Here is an 18,228-nt window from a genome sequence, read left to right on the forward strand (position 1 = left end):
CACCATGACCATGACCAATCAAAAAGAACAACTACGTAAACGAATTAAAGTAGCAAACAAGCAACAACCAGCAGATGTCGTGATAAAAAATGGTCGGATTATAGATGTATTTAACCAAGATATTGTAGAAGTGGATGTAGCTATAGTAGATGGTATGATCGCTGGGCTGGGTGAGTTCGATGGAGAACGAACGATTGATGCTCAGGGGAAATATGTCTGTCCTGGTTTTATAGATGGGCATGTGCATATTGAATCTTCAATGGTCACACCTAGTGAGTTTTCCAAAGTAGTTATTCCTCATGGCGTGACATCCGTAATCACAGATCCTCATGAAATTGCTAATGTATCTGGGGAGGAAGGTATCCAATTTATGATTGAGGATGCCCAAACCAGCTTATTAGATGTTTACTTTATGGCTCCTTCAAGTGTTCCAGCTACACCTATGGAGAATAATGGAGCCCATTTAGCGGCGAATCAATTAGCTCCTTTTTATGAGCAAAAAGATGTGATTGGTTTAGCTGAAGTGATGGATTACCCTTCAGTAGCCAATGCTTCAGAGGATATGGTGGAAAAGCTTTTAAACGCTTCTAAGCTCAAACTTAATATTGACGGACACGCAGCAGGTTTTGGACCAAATGAACTAAATGTTTATAATGCAGCAGGAATTCGTACAGACCATGAATGTAATACAGGAGAAGAAGCACTGGATCGAGTGAGAAGAGGGATGCATGTTTTGATTCGAGAAGGGTCAGCTTCAGAAGATTTAACCTCCATCATTTCAGTTGTGAATCCTCGTAACGCTCATCGCTTTCTGTTTTGTACGGATGATAAAGGGCTGGACGAGCTGATTAGTGAAGGAAGCATTGATCACAATGTTCGCTTAAGTATCCAACACGGAGCTGAACCGATTCAGGCGATTCAAATGGCTACACTGAATGCAGCTCAGTGTTACGGTTTAGAACATAAGGGCGCAATAGCTCCAGGTTATGAGGCGGATTTTTTACTTCTTGATGATCTGGAATCGATTCGAATAAATGAAGTGTATAAAGGAGGTATGTGTGTATCGCTTGGAGGAGAATATGTAGGGGAAGATTCACCATCAATTGAACCTCGAACTTCCATTACGAATTCAGTGAACTTGCTTGATATAAACCTAGAAGACTTACAAATACCGGTCACGTCTTCGAAAAAAGCGCATGTAATGGAAGTTATCCCTAATTGTCTTCTAACGAACAAACTAGTTATGGATGTTGATGAGCAAAATGGCCTTTTCCTTCCATCTTTTGATCGAGATCAAGCAAAATTAGCAGTTATCGAAAGACATCAGAGAACAGGAAATATAGGGCTAGGTATTGTGAAAGGATTATATCTTGAGGAAGGTGCGATTGCCTCAACGGTCGCTCATGATTCTCACAATCTAGTCGTAGCAGGTACGAACGATCATGATATTCTATTAGCCATTATCCATTTGAAGGAAGTAAATGGCGGATTAGTTGTTGCAAAAGACAGTGAGATCCTTGCATCTATCCCTTTTGGTATAGGTGGGTTAATGTCAAAAAAGGATTACAGCACAGTCAATCAACAGTTACATCACCTTCATAACTCCTTACAGTATGTGATGAAACAAGATGCGTCGTTTAATCCTTTTTTAACTTTGTCATTTTTAACCCTACCCGTAATACCAGAGTTGAAGTTAACGGATAAGGGTCTTTACGATGTGACAAAACACAAACATATGTCAATAGAAGGTGAATGAATATTCGTTTTTAATGAATTTGAAATATGTATTGTCAAAACAATTGATAAATAATAGAATTTAAAACGAACGTTTTAAAATAAAACAATAAAAACATTCGTCAAGTAGAAAAGGAGTGCTAGCATGAACATTCAAACTTTTACTAAAAACATCATTGGATTATTAACAATCCTACTTATTATCTCAGGTTGTAGTCAGGAACAATCCAATACTTCTGCAGCAACAAAGAAGGAAGAAAAAACAGTCGGTATTATTGGTCCTATGGAAGTTGAAATTGATATATTACGATCTCACATGGATGTCCAAGATACAGTGGAAAAAGGAAAGCTTACATACTACGAAGGTGAACTGAATGGCCAACATATCGTCCTTGTTCAGTCTGGAATTGGAAAGGTCAATGCAACTGTAGCAGCTCAGACGCTAGTTAGTGAGTTTGATGTAGATGCCTTAATTAACTCAGGAGTAGCAGGAGGAATTCATCCTGATCTGGGACTTGGTGATATTGTAATCTCAACGGAAACTGTCCACCATGATATGGATGAAACTGCAAAAGGATTCAAACCCGGACAAATTCCAGGAATGGATCCAAGGTTCTTCAAAGCCGATGAGAAACTTGTAGATTTAGCAATGAAAGGTACCGAAGATTTGCCTGATTATGTAGATGTTTTTAAAGGCCGCATTGCAACGGGAGATCAATTCATTGCGAGCAAAAAGAAAACCGAGTGGATCTATGACACATTTAATGCTTACGTTGTTGAAATGGAAGGTGCAGCTGTAGGACAAGTAGCTTACCTAAATGAAATTCCGTATGTCGTTATTCGTTCTGCTTCTGATGATGCTGGGGAAGAAGCAGCATCCATACAAGAAAACTTTGTGGAAGAAGCTGCGAAGAATTCTAGTCATGTGATTGAAGAAATTCTTAAAGGTATGAGTGAGAAAAAGTAATAAACCACACCAAAAAACCAACTCTTTTAAAAAGGAGTTGGTTTTTTGGTTTTTATTTACATTTGTGAAACGATTTCGAAAGCCTATCGTATACCAATTAAACATCCTTTCTTTGATGCACACCTATATCAATTTAAGAGCTTTATTAAAAATAGGGAGGAATGGAAATGATTTGGTTATACATGTTAAGTCCACTTATTGTGATTTTTGGAATAGCCATTTTGGTAGATATAAAAAGGAAGAAGAATGATAACGCTGGAGAGAATGTAGATCGTAATAAGTATCGTGACAAAGCTTATGCAGAGCTTGAACGTTATGAAGATATTAACAGTAATGGGGGCTATTAAAAGGTACACAAAATAGGAGCTATTTATGAATAGCTCCTATTTAAATCCTTTATTTGAATAGCTCCATCAACGTCGTAAAGTCTCCAGTTTCCTTATCTATCAAGTACCAATTCAACGTAGCTGTGTGCGAGCGATTTCCTTCTCTAACCAATTCATATACATGAATGACGTAATACTGTTCATTCATATGATCATATTCAACTCGTAAATTAGAGTTTTCTGTTATGTTTAAAAGCTGTCTCACGAAATCTTCGGCATCCTCATTGGTCAATGAAACGTGATCTACGCTAGCAGATTTTACTTTATAATTAATGCTTTTCTTTTTAAGACTCAACTCATTGATATCCTCACTAAACCCAAAACCCCCAAGTAACAAAAGCCCTGCAACAGAAATCGAAAATAGTTTTGTCTTCAAAATGATCTCCTTTCAAAGAAATGACGTGAAAATTAGAGTTATTCCTTCATTATTCATCCACCAGTTTTAAAAATGACATCGTCAATAACACCATAATGACGCAGCCAGGAAGTGCAACTAAAACCGTTACCGTTTGTAGCGTGTTTAATCCACCAATAAATAATAAAGCAGTAGGTGGGATCGCTAATGCGAATGCCCAAAACAATCGGTTCCATCGCACTGGGTCTTCATCCACTCGTTTTTGGGTTACAGCTGCTAGCATATAAGACGAAGTATCAAATGTTGTGGCCATAAAAATAATGGCGAGAATGGTGAAGAGAGACACCATGACCGATCCAAGTGGAAGGGTGTCGATGATTGTAATAATCGCTTCATAAGCAAGACCTTCTTGAATCATGATAGGTATGGATAGTTCTTGATTCATTTGAAGAAACAGCCCGTAATTCCCTAATACGAAAAAGAAAATCCAACACCCAAGTGAACCAAAGATGAGAGTTCCAAAAATCATCTGTTTTATAGTTCGTCCCTCGGAAACCTTGGCAATGAATAGACCAATGAAAGGGGCATACACAATCCACCAAGCCCAGAAGAAGATCGTCCACTTTTCTGGGAAGCCAGATTTTGCAATCGGATCGATCCAAGTGTTCAATCTAAAAAAGTTATTCATTATGAGACCAACACTATTTGTGGACACTTCAAGTATGAAAATGGTCGGTCCGAAAATAATGACAATGAACAACAGCAAAACAACGAGGTACACATTCAAATCACTCAAGCGTTTTATCCCTTTATCTAACCCCGAATAAACACTTACCGCAAACACGCTTGTACAAATAAAAAGTAGAGCGAGATCTAACATGAAGTTATGCTCAATGCCTGTTACTTTTTCAACACCAGCAGCCATCATCGGTATGGAAATCCCAAGAGACGTCCCCGCTGCTCCTAATAATCCCAATACAAAACATAAGTCGATAAACTTACCCAAGATCCCGTCTGCATAATGCTTTAATACAGGACGGCAAGCTTCACTGATTTTTAAAACCGATACTCCTTTTACATGATACAAATATGCAATAGGGAGGGCGGGTAAGCAATAAATTGCCCAAGCTGTGGGCCCTGAATGGAAGAGTCCGTACGCAGCGCTCCATTCCACAGCCGGTGTAGTTTCCGGCATGAGACCGAGCGGGGGATTCATGTAATAATAGGCCCACTCAATCGTCCCCCAGTAAATTACGCCTGATCCGACACCCGCACAAAAGATCATGGCAATCCAGCTAAAATTCGAAAATCGAGGTAAAATCCCACGGTTTCTGGATAGTTGAATACGTCCATATCGACTAAACGCCACCCACAATAAAAAAGCTAGAGAGCACATCCCAATCCATATGTACACAATCCCAACAATTTCATTTAGCTGCTGACGAATCACAGCAAAATAATCATGGATTTGGGTGGGGTAGAGAAAGATCAGCCCACTCATTAGCAAAAGAAGCCCCACGGCTAATAGAAAGAAGGGCCAATCCATTACCGATTTTTTCATAAATGTACCCCCTACAAACATACTTCCGTATTAAATGAATGTATGAGGTTGATCGGTTGAATATGACAAGCTCTCCTTCCTGATTCACATTCTTGAGAAAGATTCATTCTGTGGGAAAAATATCAATTTGCTATTATCCTTAACCTCTAGTAGAATTCATAAAGGACATATAAATAGCTCGCAAACGGCGAGAGAGGTTCTAGCTAAACCCTCTTAGAAAAACACAAAATTCACCCAAAATGGTGGGTTTTGATGTTTTTCTTATAAGGTTATCCATTTCTTTGAACAAGATGGTAACGTTATAAAAAAAACTAAGATAACAGCATTCCTGGTCTTAGGTGTGCTGTTTTTCTTTTTAACAAAGGAGAAAGCAACATGACGAATAAAAAAGCAGTTGTTGTATTTAGTGGTGGTCAGGACAGTACCACATGCCTTTTCTGGGCAATGAAGCATTTTGATGAAGTAGAAGTTGTAACCTTTAATTATAATCAGCGTCACGCTCTAGAGATTGAGTGTGCTAAAAATATTGCAGAAGAAGTGCATGTCAAACATCACATTTTAGATATGGCGCTTTTAAACCAACTAGCGCCAAACGCGTTAACACGTGATGATATTGAAGTGAAAGACGGAGAAGATGGCGAATTACCATCCACCTTTGTACCTGGACGTAATCTATTATTCTTATCTTTTGCCGGTGTCTTAGCAAGCCAGGTTGGAGCGAAACACATCATCACTGGCGTATGTGAAACAGATTTCAGTGGCTATCCAGATTGTCGCGATGCATTCGTGAAATCCTTGAATGTTACGCTTAACCTATCAATGGATCAAGACTTTGTGATCCACACGCCACTAATGTGGTTAGACAAAAAAGAAACGTGGGCACTAGCTGATGAATTGGATGCTCTTGAATTTGTTCGTGAGAAGACGCTAACGTGCTATAACGGTGTCATTGCGGATGGTTGTGGCGAATGCCCAGCATGTGAATTGCGCCGTGCTGGCTTAGATGAGTATCTAGCATCTGTTGAAGAGGAGGCGAAATCATGAGTGAAGGCATGTTTGGATTTCGTATTGTAGAAGACCTTGAAAAAATTGATCAGGATATTCAACGTTCTGAGCTCAAGTATCATAATAAACGTGTTATGGTAAGCAAGGAGTTCACTTTTGATGCAGCTCACCACCTGCATTGTTATGAAGGAAAATGTAAAAACCTTCACGGTCACACGTATAAAGTCGTTTTTGGGATCAGTGGCTTTGTAAACGACATTGGTCTTGTCATTGATTTTGGTGATATTAAAGAGATTTGGAAAAATGAAATCGAAATATACCTGGACCATCGTTACCTGAATGAGACCCTTCCAAAAATGAATACTTCGGCTGAAAATATGGTAGTTTGGATTTATGAAAAAATGAGTGAATCGCTGAAAAATCGCGAGGATCAATACGATGGTGCCCGTGTTGAGTTTGTTCGCCTTTTTGAAACTCCAACAAGCTATGCTGAAGTAAAAAGGGAGTGGATGGAAGTTGAGTAAACTACCTGTATTAGAAATTTTCGGACCAACGATTCAAGGTGAAGGAATGGTCGTTGGACGAAAAACGATGTTCGTCCGCACAGCAGGATGTGACTATCGCTGCAGTTGGTGTGATTCCGCTTTTACTTGGGACGGATCAGCAAAAGATGAAATTCGTAAGCTGTCTGCAGAAGACATTTTTAATGAATTAATTGAGCTCGGTGGAGATCGATTCAATCATGTTACGATCTCTGGCGGAAACCCTGCGTTACTTGCTGGAATGGGTGCACTTGTTGAACAGCTGCATGATCGTTCCATCGAAGTAGCACTTGAAACACAAGGATCCAAATGGCAGGACTGGATGGTAGACATTGATGATTTAACGATCTCACCTAAACCTCCAAGTTCTAAGATGAAAACCGACTTTACGAAATTGGATGCGATTATAGATGAATTGAGATTAAAGGATCGTGTTGAAAAGCATACGAGTTTGAAGGTCGTCGTATTTGATGATGAAGACTTCGAATATGCTGTTGGTGTTCATGAGCGTTATCCTGATGTACCGTTCTTTTTACAAGTTGGTAACGATGATACAAGCACCACGGATGACGATAACTTAACACGAGATCTTCTTAATAAATATGAATGGCTTATCGACAAAACGATGGAAGAGGCCCGTATGAATAACGTGCGCGTTTTACCACAGCTTCATACATTTGTATGGGGGAATAGTCGAGGCGTTTAATTTATGTAGTCCCAACATGTTTTAGCATGTTGGGTTTTTTTATTTTTTTTCATCTTCATCTGGTGAAAATTCAGATGCAGGTAGTGGTGTGATAGCTGGTAAACATTGAATACCACAGAAGCAATTCAAGTCAACTGTGAAGCAAATACCAGTTGCTTGAAAGTCACGAATGCTACGTCCGGGGAAGAATCCGCATAAATCATCTTTTGGACCTGGTCTACCTCCACCTTCTGTAACCGGTAACAGCAGTTCAAGCTTCACGCAGCACTCATCATCATCCTCGAAGCTTTTGGCACGGAAAACGGGTGATTCTACACATCCAAAAAACGTGTTTCCTGAACCACCGATTGGTCCTTCAAATATGCCTTTACCAATAAAGTACTCACAAGTACCTTTACATAAAAGTGTAAATGGAACAGTAGTGGCAGTGCCATTTCCACCTGTAGGTGATAACAAATCATTTATTGATTGATCACAGCTTGAGTCACAGTTGTTATCATCAACAGCATCTTGAGCTCTGACAATATCTCTTACTTTGTCACAAACACACTCACTCTTACCATTAGAACAACTCATTAAAAACCCTCCTTTCACCTAGGTACTAACATCATATGTAGATATATCCTAGAATGTTATACAGAGTAAAGAATTACCTAGCATGGTTCCTGTGTAACGAGCCATCCTAATCATGAATGTGATTTTATAGGAGGGACCTTAATGCCAAATCAAAATCAGATGAATACTCAGGGTCAAAATGGAATGCAGATGCCACCGAACATGCAGCAACAAAGCATGAACCATGGTGGACATGAAATGTTTGATGCTCATGAAGTCATCGCATCTATTATAAGTATGCTGGACCAGTACCAGATGTATGATCAACACATACAAGACCAAGAGTTAAAAAGCATTTTGAACCGTCAATACACGTTCATGACGCAGCTATATAATACGATTGTAGAAAGTTTTAAATCAGGACAAGATCCAACTGTACCAACACAGCAATACAAAATGCAGCAAAATAACGATACCGTTTATGGTGTGAAGCCAGGAAAACCTAAAAAGCCTAACCAATCCATTCAAGAATTATCTGACCAAGGATTATCAGCTTATATGCTAGGTCAGGTTAAGTCCTTGGCTTCTCTAATGTCCATGACGGCCTTAGAAATGACTAACCCAGTACTACGTCGTGAAATTGCTGATAGTGTACCGAACTTAATTGAGATGGGATACGAGATCTTCCTTTATCAAAATAAACACGGTTACTATCAAGTTCCACAATTAGCTCAACAAGACATGAATAACATGCTTCAAAGCTATGCTCCTGTACAAGGTCAGAACAAACCGTTAATGTAAATCATGTAGGGCTGGATGTAAGATATGTGCTTATATCCAGCTTTTCTTTTGATGGAGCAGGTGGGGAACCGCCTGAATCTGATTGAGGATCGCCTGAATGCAAGGGGAACCGCCTGAATCTGACCGAGAATCGCCTGAAAGCAAGAGGCACCGCCTGAATCCAAGGTGGAACCGCCTGAATCAATCAAGGATCGCCTGAACTCAAAAGAAAACCGCCTGAACCAAATAGGAAGTCACGTACATAAACAAGAATAATTAATACATACCAGCTCGTCCGAATACATTAGTGCAAAAGAGAAATAAAGGTGGTCCCTATGGGTATTTTCTTCAGTTACATATTGTTAGGATTATCACTATCAGCACCAGTTGGTCCGATTAATGCAGCTCAACTGGATAAAGGTATACGATTTGGTTTTATGCACGCATGGTTAGTAGGGATTGGAGGTATGATTGCAGATGCCTTATTCATGCTCCTCATTTATTATGGTGTGGCGCAATTTTTGGACACGCCTCTAATCAAAACGTTCCTCTGGTTGTTCGGTTTTTTCGTATTATGCTACACAGGTGTGGAGAGTATCATCAATTCTAAATCAACGAAGAACAGCGACACCTATGATCGTAGTGAAACAAAGGGAAAATCCTTCAGAACAGGGTTTTTTATGGCGGTTTCAAACCCACTCAATATTTTGTTTTGGCTTGGGATTTATGGTTCTGTCTTAGCGAAAACAGCAGATTCATACAGCAATATCCAACTTCTTCTCTACAGTTCGGGGATTTTTGTAGGAATTACGCTGTGGGATCTAACCATGGCAAGTGTTGCGACAGGGGCAAGGAAATGGTTTAATCATAAAGTTTTACAATGGATCTCCATCATAGCTGGTGTCATCCTCATTGGATTTGGATTGTATTTTGGAGCACAAGCTTTTCAGTTATTATTCTTATAATTAGACAGACACCCATATGAGTCCCTCTTAATAGGATAAACGTGAAGCCTAAAGGAGGGACGTTTTGTGTCATCTTTATATACTAAAAGTTGCATAGAGGAAACACCTGATCAATTAGAACACTGGCAATGGTCAGCGTTTCATCACTTTTCATCCATGATGCTAGATGGGGATAATCCCTATCCTTGTCTCCCAGGAAAGCAAGGTTTTTTAGCCAATTCCCTTCGTTTTGGGTTTGTAGGTGATCCTCGAAACGATACATCAATCAAACATCTTGCTCATCTATTAAGAACTTATGGTGACATTTCGCGAGACACAGGCAAGTATGCCTCGCTGGTCATATTTTTTGATTCAAGAGAACTAGAAAAAGACTATACAGATGTTGATTGCTATCAAACCTTATTTTGGTCCATTTTGAGTCAGGTCCATGAACAAGATAAAAAACCTTGGCCTGAGGGAATACCTGAAGATCCATCCCATCATGAGTGGGAATTTTGTTTTGACGGAGAGCCCTACTTCTCATTTTGTGCTACTCCTGCACATAAGCAACGCAAAAGCCGTTCATTTCCTTACTTCATGCTCGCCTTCCAACCAAGATGGGTTTTTGAAGAACTAAATGATTCCACTACACTTGGGCGTAAAATGAAAAAAGTAATTCGAGAGAGACTTGAGGATTATGATGGTATGACGCCACACCCGGATTTGAAATGGTACGGACAAAAAGATAATCACGAATGGAAGCAATACTTTTTACATGAGGATGAAACAACACCAAGCAAGTGTCCTTTCATGAGAATGAAGGAGAAGATTAGAGGATTGGGAATAAAAAAGAGCTAAATCTCTATATGGATTTAGCTCTTTTTAATACGCCTTTCTTACTGCCCAGCAGGCATCATGGACTTCATCATAAGTTCATTAAGTTTTTCTTCAAATTGTTTTTGAGTCATCGTATTTTCTTCTGTTGGGTCCATAGTAAATTCGATCTCTTCGTTAATGCTTTTATATTGATTTGTTACATTGAGCATAATAGTGCCTTGTTGACCAGTTTCACTAGCTTCCATTTCAATTGAAATGTCTTCTTTCTTTAGTTGGTTATCTTCAATTGTTGTTTGCATGGAAAATTTGTTGAATGACACATCTTCTAAGCTTTTCTCAATCTCTTCCTTGCTAGCACCTTGAGGTAACTGGTTGTTCTCTTTTATTGAAGATTCAACTAGTGATATGATTAAATCTTTAACTTGATTTCCTTTTAAGTCCAGTTCAATCTGATTTTCATTTTTCGTAAATCGGTCTTCAGATAGTGATTTAATCATGTCCATCATCTGTTTATTGTATTGTTCTTGGAGTTGTTTCTGATCACTATTTTTTGTAGATGCTCTTGCATCTAAAGCCACGTATTCTTTTTCGAATTGAAAGTCAGGTGAAACAGGTAGCATAGGTACCATGCTCATGGCTTGTTTAATCGTTTCGGTTTTGATGTACACTTTCTGCTTCTTCATGTTGATATGCATGGGAACATCAAGGTTGAAAGACATAGGGCCCTGACTCGTTTTGATATGTAGTACAGCTTCTGTAATTTCTTTTTTAGTATCAACGCGCACATCAGCTTTAATTTCAGCATTATTGATGAGGCCTAAAAACATTTGAGCATTTGGAGCATTGTTCATTTTTTCTGACTGAACGTTCACGTCAATTGTTGAACTTGTTTCGTATGTTTTTGCATCCATAAATCCTTCATATGCTTTGACATATGTTTCTTTTGCTGACTGTCCGCAGGCGGTAAGTACGAATAATAGTGTTGTTACAGATAGTAAACTTATTAATTTTTTCATGTTGACTCCCCCTGTATGTTATTTACACTGAGGGTTAATGTAACATGATTGTAATAATTATGAAATAAGAAATTATTACCTTGTGGAATTATTTGATAAATTAGAGGAGAAAGAGGGGCAGACGAATTAAATCCCTCCCTTCTTTTTATGCATTACATAACTTGCCCCTCCGATTACACTCAAAAACAACAAACTAACAAAAAAACCAGGCCGACTGATTTGGTCTAAAAGTGTACCTGATATTCCAAGAAAGATAAGCACACAACCTATCCAAGTCATTATGTGTTCCACTAAAGATAACTCCATCAACTTCCGATACGAAATCAAAATAAATACCCAAGCATACAACAGCATAAGTCCTGCAGCAGTCGTTACATATTCAAACAAGGTTTCAGGTAAGAGGAATGCTAATAAAATGGAGACACCCATCATAAGTATCGTGAGCCCAAAAGCAGGAAGCGGAATGTTGAGCTTCCCTTTTTTCGAAAAGAAGGAGGGAGCATCGCCTTCTTCAGACATGGTCACCAACATGAAAGTGACTGCATAAAGTGAGGCGACTAGAGTCGAGAATCCAGCAATAATTAGAATTGCATTAAAAAAGTGCGATACCCAGCTCAAATCATAACTGTTTAAAGCAGTAAGGAATGGACTCTCATCAGCTGAAATATCCGTCCAAGGAACAAGAAATAAAACAAGGATGAAAGAAAGAACATAAAGAATCGTTAAGGTAAGTAACATAAGTGTCCCAGACTTAGGTGCTTCTTTAGGATTTTTTAAATCACTTGCCATTAGTCCCATCACTTCAATACCGCCGAATGCAAAAAAAGCATAAATAAGTGCTCCCCAAATGCCACGTAACCCGTTCGGAAACAAGTCCAAACTTGAAGAAACAGATACAGAGTGATCTCCACGATCTAACAGGCCCAATAATGCTAAAACTGCCAGAATGATAAACATGACAATAGCAGCAAATTTCATAATCCCGAAGAGGTTCTCCATCCGTTCAACTTGTTGCACTCCCATTAAAATAATCACCAATCCGATAGCAGCAAACACGGTTGCGATAATCCAAAGAGGAATGTTCGGAAACCAAAACTTGGAGAAGAGTCCGAGCGCTGTCAATTGACTTCCCATGATGAGCATCTCAGAGGACCAATAGACCCACCCGCTACAAAAACCAGCCCAAGGGCCAAAAGCCTGCCTCGAATAGGTCCTGAAAGATCCTTGTTCGGGATGATCAGCTGTTAGTTTAGCGAGAGCGCTAAATACAATTATGGTGCCAAACCCAGCTAGGATAAAAGCAAGGATGAATGATGGACCGCTTTTTTCAATAGCGATGCTCGACCCTAGAAAGTAACCTGTTCCGATAATACAGCCTACACCAAATAAGGATAGCTGCCACCACTCCAGTTTTTTGTGATCATTTTTCATAATCTTCTCTCCCGATATATAATGCTTTTAGTTTGAGGAGTAGTAGAAGGGATTATGTGTAAAAGCGCAGGGTTTAGCATGTTTTTTCTCTCAATGGAAAAGGTAAAGTTGGAGAGTTTTTTAAAGGAGAATGACACATGACGATAAAACCGAATTGTTGGAGTGAACATGGTGAGCTTAAAACTGTAGTTGTAACAGCACCTTCTGTTTGGAATATTCCTAATCAACAAACCGCAACAGATGTACAATGGGAAAAACCAGTGGATCGAAAAAAGGCGTACAAAAACCATGAAAAAATGGTCCGTGCCATGGAAAAGGCAGGAGTGAAAGTCATTGATTATGCTGACTATTTACCAAAAGAGTCTCGAGATTTAAATGAGAAGTTATTAAATCGATATTTTGTTCGAGACCTAGCATGCGTATTTGGAGAAACGGTATTACCTGGGGTAGCAGGAACTTCAATGCGAAAACCAGAATATGTTCAAGCTCATCAGTTGATGAAGAATTGGTTTGAAGAAGATGTGTTTTTGTATGAAGGGGCTAGCCAAAAGCATCCTATAGAATTTGGGGATGTACTGATTTTAAATCGAGATGCAGTATTCATTAATGTAGGTATGCGAACAAGTATCGAAAGTGTAGAGCACAGAAAACAAGCTATATTCGATGCTGGTTTTTCTGAGATTGGAATGATTGATTTACCTAGAAGAGCAGACACCCTTCATTTAGATATGAATTGCAATATGGTGGGGGGAGACATTTTGCTCGCCAAGTCCTATATGCGTTATTTGCCTGTGCAGATTGTTACAAGAGAAGGGAAGCAATACATGATGATTCATGATTTTCTGGCACGTCATAAGATTGAAGTGATGTACACATCAAGTGTGAATAACACCGTAGCTGATATAAATTTTCTTAACTTAGATCCAGAAACCCTTTTGGTCAGCACGCAGGCCAATCAGAAGATTTTTTCAAAAGAATTAAATTTAAAAAAGAAGCAAGTGATCAAAATTGATGTAGAAGAGTTAGAAAAGGGTGGTGGAGGTATTCGTTGCATGACGCTGCCACTTATTCGTTCTTAACTATAATAGAGCATTAAAAAAAGGACTTCTCATAATGAGAAGTCCTTTATTGGTAGTAAGACTACTGCTTAACTACGTTAGAAGCTTGTGGTCCACGGTTACCTTCTTCGATGTCGAATGTAACAGTTTGACCTTCTTCTAGTGATTTGAAACCTTCTTCTTGAATTGCAGAGAAGTGAACGAATACATCGTCTCCACCCTCAACTTCGATGAAACCGAAGCCTTTTTCTGCGTTAAACCATTTTACTGTACCTTTGTTCATTTCAATTCCTCCAGGTGCTATCTTAGCACGATATATTACTATTCTTGCTCTACACAATTATTCAAGATGACAATCACTACTGAATCATTTCTCTTTCAATAATCATTACCCGAACAAAAATAATGTAATTTTATTATAACAGATGAACCAAGGAATGCAAACATCTGATGAAAAAAGTTTTGGTTTCCTTCTATAAAAGGCTTAACGGCAAGGTTTATAGGTGATTTTTTCATGAGTTTAAATTCTGCAGCTATTTGGAATAATTCAATATTTTCTCCATCAAAATCTTTTACTACACGATAGCGCCCAGGCTCTAATTCATAATCCAATTGAGTTAAAGGAATGGTTGGTGTGGAATTACTTCCCGGATTAGCACTTAATCCGGTACCTGCTCTTTTTGAGTACAAGCTAATCAGTGATGTTACATAAATAAGGCTATGAATTTGGTCTGAAGCCCTTATCCTCCTGAAGTATGAGGGAAGTTCGTGCTCGATACCGTTAAGAAGAAAAGCGATCACGGATATACTTAAATTAACAAGAAAACAAGGAGAGATAAAAAATGTTTAACGAATTTGAACTGAGTCAGCAAATAGAAAACCGACGTCCAAGATAAGTGTTTTGCAAATTATACAGGAGGTGAGTTTAATGGTTGTAAATGAACATGAACTAGAATATTTAATAAGTGAGCGTCGTCCTCGATAGAAAGAAATAGGATCCAATCCATTAATCGTAGGGGGTGCGTTATGGAAGATACAAAAAAGAGAGAATATCATTAACCTTTCTTCTTCTCAATCCATTGTGAAGAAGAAAGGTTTTTTGATTGTTATTCTGTTGGTCTGAAACCTTTATCATCCTGAAGTCTGAGAAAAGTTCGTGCTTGGTACCGTTAAGAAAAAATGCTCTCAGAGATATACTTAGATTAACAAGAAAACAAGGAGAGATGAGTAATGTTAAACGAATTTGAATTGGGTCATCAAATAGAAGAACGTCGCCCGAAATAAGTAGGAAACAATAACTAAGGAGGTGAGTGAAATGAATATTCATGAAATTGAATTGGAATATCTAATGAGTGAGCGCCGCCCTCGATAATAGTCAGAATGCAACATTATTAGAATAGGTAAGGGGTGCGCTAAGGAATGACAAATACAGAACTAAACCATTAACCTCTCTTCTTCATCCACATTTGCGATGAGGAGGAGAGGTTTTTATATGTATACTAAGTTTTTACGTCTATTTTACGGTATTTTTGTATAGATATAGTAGGTTTAATTTCATTGAAAGGAGGAGTTTAATGGGGATCCGTTTTATCGAATTAGCTTCGATATACTTTTTTATTGGGATTGGGTTAGGAATCTTTATGGAAATGGCTCATGACCATGCATCAATGGGCGTACATGCTCACATAAACCTCGTCGGCTGGGTTTCAATGGCACTTTTTGGACTTTAATATCATTTCTTCCCACAATTGGCGAATAACAAATTAGGTAAAACCCACTTTTGGCTCCATAACCTTTCGCTACCGTTATTTATGGTAGGACTTGGATTCTTGATTTATGGGAATGAATCGTTGTTACTTCTTGTGATTGTGGGGAGTAACGTACTAGCAATTAGTGTGATTGTCTTTGTGGTGAATGTGTTTAAGAACTTGAAAGTAGATGCTTCATAAATAAAAGGTCAGGTTGCTGAAGTTGCAACCTGACCTTTTTTATAATAAGAAAACCGAGCTCATCAACGCGAGCTCGGTTCCCAAAAAGCATTAGACTTCTTTCAAATCAAACGATACCACACGACCAGTTTGAGGATTATACGTCACACTTGCCTGAACTTTTATGGTTTCTTGTGAAGATTGGAGTGTGTACTCATAAACTTCTTTGGTTTGATCACTCGAAATTTCAGTCTTTGAAACCGACTTATAATCTGTAATTTGATAATTTGGGTAAGCCGTTTGTGTCACATTCATTAAATACTTTCCCCATTCACTGCTTTCTTGTTCAGGTGTAATGGGGGTGATCTGTACGTTAATTATTCCAGCATCAAGATTGGCTCCTAATGCTTGAAAGGCTTTGCGGTGCAGGTTGATTTTGTTTGGTGGATAGTTGGGTACCTGATCCACTACGGTCACCGTGATTTCTTTCTGATCATCGGAAGAAAGGTTTTTCACTTTTAATTTTTGACCACACTGGTAAGGTGTATTTTCACCAACAGCAGCGGTCATGTAATTGTTAGTAGACCAAGGTGTGTTACATGCAGTTTCAGCCCCGCCTTCAGTCCAAGATGCTTGGCCTTGAACCGATTGTTGACGGTAATAAAAATTCGGATAATAGCCACGTTGATACGGATTATAAGGTTGAGGTACATAAGCAACAGGGTAAGGACTGTATACATACGGATTTCCATATTGATCATAAGCATACATCATATTCATTCCTCCTTCGGTAGACATTCTCCACTATTGATAACGTATGATGTGCATAGCTTGGCTCATGACTGGCAATATTTAAAAACTAAAATAAAACTGGAGGGATTTACCTTGAATGAAATGTGGAGTAAAGTATTACAAAAACTACAAAAGGACATTCCAAAACCATCTTTTGAAACATGGTTATCCAAAACCACGGGCGAAGTGCAAGGGGAAACAATTGTCGTCCATGCGCCTGATGAATTCGCGAGGGACTGGATTGACGCACGATATAAAGATCTTATCCGAAAAGCTGCCAAAGAAGTGACTGGAAAAGAAGTTAATATTAAGGTGCAGTCAGGTTTGGAGGAAGTTGAACACGTTCAAGTTCAATATGAAGCACCAGCGAAACCTGTGCGATCTCTTGAAGAAAGAGTTACGAGGATTGAAGAGCATTTAAACATGAAGGATGAAAAGCAAGAAGACCCTGTTTTCTACATCACAGGGCAAATCCTTGCTCTAGATCAGGAGGCGCAGAAAAAGCTGATACAAATGCTAAAAAATGAACATGAGCTTCCGATTCAGAAATGGGCGCAAGATAATGAAACATAAATCGATAAATCTATGTTAGGATAGTTTCACGAAGATTTTGGGGGAAGAAGAACAATGACAACCATTAACGATATAGCAAAAATGGCCAACGTATCTCGAACAACCGTATCGAGAGCGTTAAATAATAGTGGATATGTAAGTGAAGATGTTCGAAAAAAAATTATGAACATCGTTGAAGAAACCGGATACATGCCAAGTGTGTCGGCAAAATCTCTGCGTACCAAGCGTTCAGGTGTTATCGGAATCATTTTGCCACGCATTTCAACAGAAACAGCTAGTCGATTAGTTAACGGAATTAACGATGTCCTATCGAAACAAGGATTTCAAATTTTACTAACCGATACAGAACTGCAAAAGGATAAAGAGATCGAATACATTCGCTTGCTGAAAAGTCGTCAGGTTGATGGGATTATTTTATCTGCAACGAATATTAACGATGAGCTTTTACAGACCATTCAAGATGTTGACTTACCCTTTGTCTCACTAGGACAAGACTTCCCTGGGGTCACGTCTGTTGTCTATGATGACTACGCTGCATCTGTTGATGTAACAAACATGTTGATACAGAAAGGATATGACAAAATTGCGTTCATCGGCATAGGGGAAGAGGACCCGTCTGTTGGATATGAACGTAAACAGGCATATCTTCAAACAATGGCGAAGCATAACTTGCCTATTCAGGATCAGTGGGTTGAAATTGGGGATTTCTCAATTGATTCAGGCTACGAAGGTATGAAGCGCATCCTGCAAAATACAAGTGAGCAACCCAATGCTGTTTTTGCCGTTACGGACCGTATGGCGATTGGGGCTATGGAATATTTGAAGGAACAAGGGTACCGAATTCCAGAAGATATTGCAGTGACAGGGATTGGTGCATCTGTCATGTCAAAATATGTATCCCCTTCTCTGACTACAGTAGACTATTTTAACAAAGAAGCTGGTGAAGAAGCCGCTCGTGCTCTAATAGCGCAGTTGCAGGGAAAAAATACAAGCAAAAAAATTAAGAATTCCTATAGACTCATTTTGAGAGATAGTGTATAGTGTGACGTAGAAAAAAT

General features: G+C 38.9%; 22 protein-coding genes. 14 read left to right on the forward strand and 8 right to left on the reverse strand.

All coding sequences use genetic code 11. The annotated features are described in order from the left end of the window. Positions 1 to 10 precede the first annotated feature (10 nt). The 3 genes from ade (at position 11) to GS400_RS07040 (ending at position 3,048) form a co-directional block, all read left to right on the forward strand. A complete protein-coding gene (gene ade / locus GS400_RS07030) occupies positions 11 to 1,756 on the forward strand; it encodes an adenine deaminase (RefSeq protein ID WP_160104541.1) in 1,746 nt (581 codons plus the stop codon). A gap of 123 nt (positions 1,757 to 1,879) precedes the next feature. Further along, entirely contained in the window at positions 1,880 to 2,701 is an 822-nt protein-coding gene (locus tag GS400_RS07035) for a 5'-methylthioadenosine/adenosylhomocysteine nucleosidase (protein ID WP_160100320.1), read from the forward strand. 167 nt (positions 2,702 to 2,868) lie between these two features. Beyond that, complete coding sequence (locus GS400_RS07040; RefSeq protein ID WP_160100322.1) at positions 2,869 to 3,048, forward strand: hypothetical protein; 180 nt, start codon at positions 2,869 to 2,871, stop codon at positions 3,046 to 3,048. 49 nt (positions 3,049 to 3,097) lie between these two features. Here GS400_RS07040 and GS400_RS07045 read toward each other — a convergent pair whose 3' ends face one another. Then, entirely contained in the window at positions 3,098 to 3,463 is a 366-nt protein-coding gene (locus GS400_RS07045) for a hypothetical protein (RefSeq protein ID WP_160100324.1), read from the reverse strand. A gap of 49 nt (positions 3,464 to 3,512) precedes the next feature. Further along, on the reverse strand, positions 3,513 to 5,003 hold the full coding sequence (locus GS400_RS07050; RefSeq protein ID WP_160100326.1) for a BCCT family transporter: 1,491 nt from the start codon (positions 5,001 to 5,003) through the stop codon (positions 3,513 to 3,515). Positions 5,004 to 5,378: 375 nt separating this feature from the next. Here GS400_RS07050 and queC point away from each other — a divergent pair, with 375 nt between their 5' ends. Genes queC through queE form a run of 3 tightly spaced genes read left to right on the forward strand, consistent with a single transcriptional unit; the run spans position 5,379 to position 7,256 of the window. Next, positions 5,379 to 6,047, forward strand: a complete 669-nt coding sequence (queC, locus tag GS400_RS07055; RefSeq protein ID WP_160100328.1) for a 7-cyano-7-deazaguanine synthase QueC — start codon at positions 5,379 to 5,381, stop codon at positions 6,045 to 6,047. After that, the gene (gene queD / locus GS400_RS07060) at positions 6,044 to 6,532 is read left to right on the forward strand and encodes a 6-carboxytetrahydropterin synthase QueD (protein ID WP_027445548.1); all 489 of its coding nucleotides are present in this window, start codon (positions 6,044 to 6,046) and stop codon (positions 6,530 to 6,532) included. The genes queC and queD overlap by 4 nt, the downstream gene beginning before the upstream one ends. Beyond that, a complete protein-coding gene (gene queE / locus GS400_RS07065) occupies positions 6,525 to 7,256 on the forward strand; it encodes a 7-carboxy-7-deazaguanine synthase QueE (RefSeq protein ID WP_160100330.1) in 732 nt (243 codons plus the stop codon). The genes queD and queE overlap by 8 nt, the downstream gene beginning before the upstream one ends. Before the next feature lie 39 nt (positions 7,257 to 7,295). Here the strand turns inward: queE and GS400_RS07070 are convergent, their stop codons facing one another. Further along, a complete protein-coding gene (locus tag GS400_RS07070; RefSeq protein ID WP_160100332.1) occupies positions 7,296 to 7,832 on the reverse strand; it encodes a CotY/CotZ family spore coat protein in 537 nt (178 codons plus the stop codon). A gap of 141 nt (positions 7,833 to 7,973) precedes the next feature. Between GS400_RS07070 and GS400_RS07075 the strand changes: the two genes are divergently transcribed. The 3 genes from GS400_RS07075 (at position 7,974) to GS400_RS07085 (ending at position 10,393) form a co-directional block, all read left to right on the forward strand. After that, the gene (locus GS400_RS07075; RefSeq protein WP_160100334.1) at positions 7,974 to 8,612 is read left to right on the forward strand and encodes a spore coat protein; all 639 of its coding nucleotides are present in this window, start codon (positions 7,974 to 7,976) and stop codon (positions 8,610 to 8,612) included. Between the two features lie 314 nt (positions 8,613 to 8,926). Next, positions 8,927 to 9,556 (forward strand): LysE family translocator, encoded by a 630-nt coding sequence (locus GS400_RS07080; protein ID WP_160100336.1) that lies wholly within the window; start codon positions 8,927 to 8,929, stop codon positions 9,554 to 9,556. A 66-nt stretch (positions 9,557 to 9,622) separates the two neighbouring features. Beyond that, positions 9,623 to 10,393, forward strand: coding sequence for a YqcI/YcgG family protein (locus GS400_RS07085; RefSeq protein WP_236561183.1), 771 nt, complete (start codon positions 9,623 to 9,625; stop codon positions 10,391 to 10,393). A 38-nt stretch (positions 10,394 to 10,431) separates the two neighbouring features. Here GS400_RS07085 and GS400_RS07090 read toward each other — a convergent pair whose 3' ends face one another. Further along, entirely contained in the window at positions 10,432 to 11,388 is a 957-nt protein-coding gene (locus tag GS400_RS07090; protein WP_160100338.1) for an LptM family lipoprotein, read from the reverse strand. A gap of 126 nt (positions 11,389 to 11,514) precedes the next feature. Further along, positions 11,515 to 12,819 (reverse strand): amino acid permease, encoded by a 1,305-nt coding sequence (locus GS400_RS07095; protein WP_160100340.1) that lies wholly within the window; start codon positions 12,817 to 12,819, stop codon positions 11,515 to 11,517. Positions 12,820 to 12,956: 137 nt separating this feature from the next. On the opposite strand from GS400_RS07095, the gene GS400_RS07100 reads away from it, so the two are divergent. Continuing rightward, positions 12,957 to 13,898, forward strand: coding sequence for an arginine deiminase family protein (locus GS400_RS07100; protein ID WP_160100342.1), 942 nt, complete (start codon positions 12,957 to 12,959; stop codon positions 13,896 to 13,898). Positions 13,899 to 13,959: 61 nt separating this feature from the next. Here GS400_RS07100 and cspD read toward each other — a convergent pair whose 3' ends face one another. Together cspD and GS400_RS20465 are read right to left on the reverse strand one after the other, a co-directional pair. After that, entirely contained in the window at positions 13,960 to 14,160 is a 201-nt protein-coding gene (gene cspD / locus GS400_RS07105) for a cold-shock protein CspD (protein WP_027445556.1), read from the reverse strand. Positions 14,161 to 14,255: 95 nt separating this feature from the next. Continuing rightward, positions 14,256 to 14,678, reverse strand: a complete 423-nt coding sequence (locus GS400_RS20465) for an immunoglobulin-like domain-containing protein (RefSeq protein WP_370519765.1) — start codon at positions 14,676 to 14,678, stop codon at positions 14,256 to 14,258. Between the two features lie 773 nt (positions 14,679 to 15,451). Here GS400_RS20465 and GS400_RS20150 point away from each other — a divergent pair. Continuing rightward, positions 15,452 to 15,607 (forward strand): hypothetical protein, encoded by a 156-nt coding sequence (locus GS400_RS20150; protein WP_236561184.1) that lies wholly within the window; start codon positions 15,452 to 15,454, stop codon positions 15,605 to 15,607. Between the two features lie 18 nt (positions 15,608 to 15,625). Then, complete coding sequence (locus GS400_RS20155; protein WP_236561185.1) at positions 15,626 to 15,826, forward strand: hypothetical protein; 201 nt, start codon at positions 15,626 to 15,628, stop codon at positions 15,824 to 15,826. A gap of 90 nt (positions 15,827 to 15,916) precedes the next feature. Here GS400_RS20155 and GS400_RS07120 read toward each other — a convergent pair whose 3' ends face one another. Continuing rightward, a complete protein-coding gene (locus tag GS400_RS07120; RefSeq protein WP_236561186.1) occupies positions 15,917 to 16,579 on the reverse strand; it encodes a DUF3889 domain-containing protein in 663 nt (220 codons plus the stop codon). Positions 16,580 to 16,699: 120 nt separating this feature from the next. Between GS400_RS07120 and GS400_RS07125 the strand changes: the two genes are divergently transcribed. Next, positions 16,700 to 17,170: a DnaA N-terminal domain-containing protein gene (locus tag GS400_RS07125; RefSeq protein ID WP_236561241.1), complete on the forward strand. Its 471-nt coding sequence runs from the start codon at positions 16,700 to 16,702 to the stop codon at positions 17,168 to 17,170. Between the two features lie 54 nt (positions 17,171 to 17,224). Then, positions 17,225 to 18,211: a LacI family DNA-binding transcriptional regulator gene (locus GS400_RS07130; protein WP_160100348.1), complete on the forward strand. Its 987-nt coding sequence runs from the start codon at positions 17,225 to 17,227 to the stop codon at positions 18,209 to 18,211. Positions 18,212 to 18,228: the final 17 nt, after the last annotated feature.

The sequence above is a fragment of the Pontibacillus sp. HMF3514 genome, from assembly GCF_009858175.1.
In the GTDB taxonomy this organism is placed as follows: Bacteria; Bacillota; Bacilli; order Bacillales; family BH030062; genus Pontibacillus.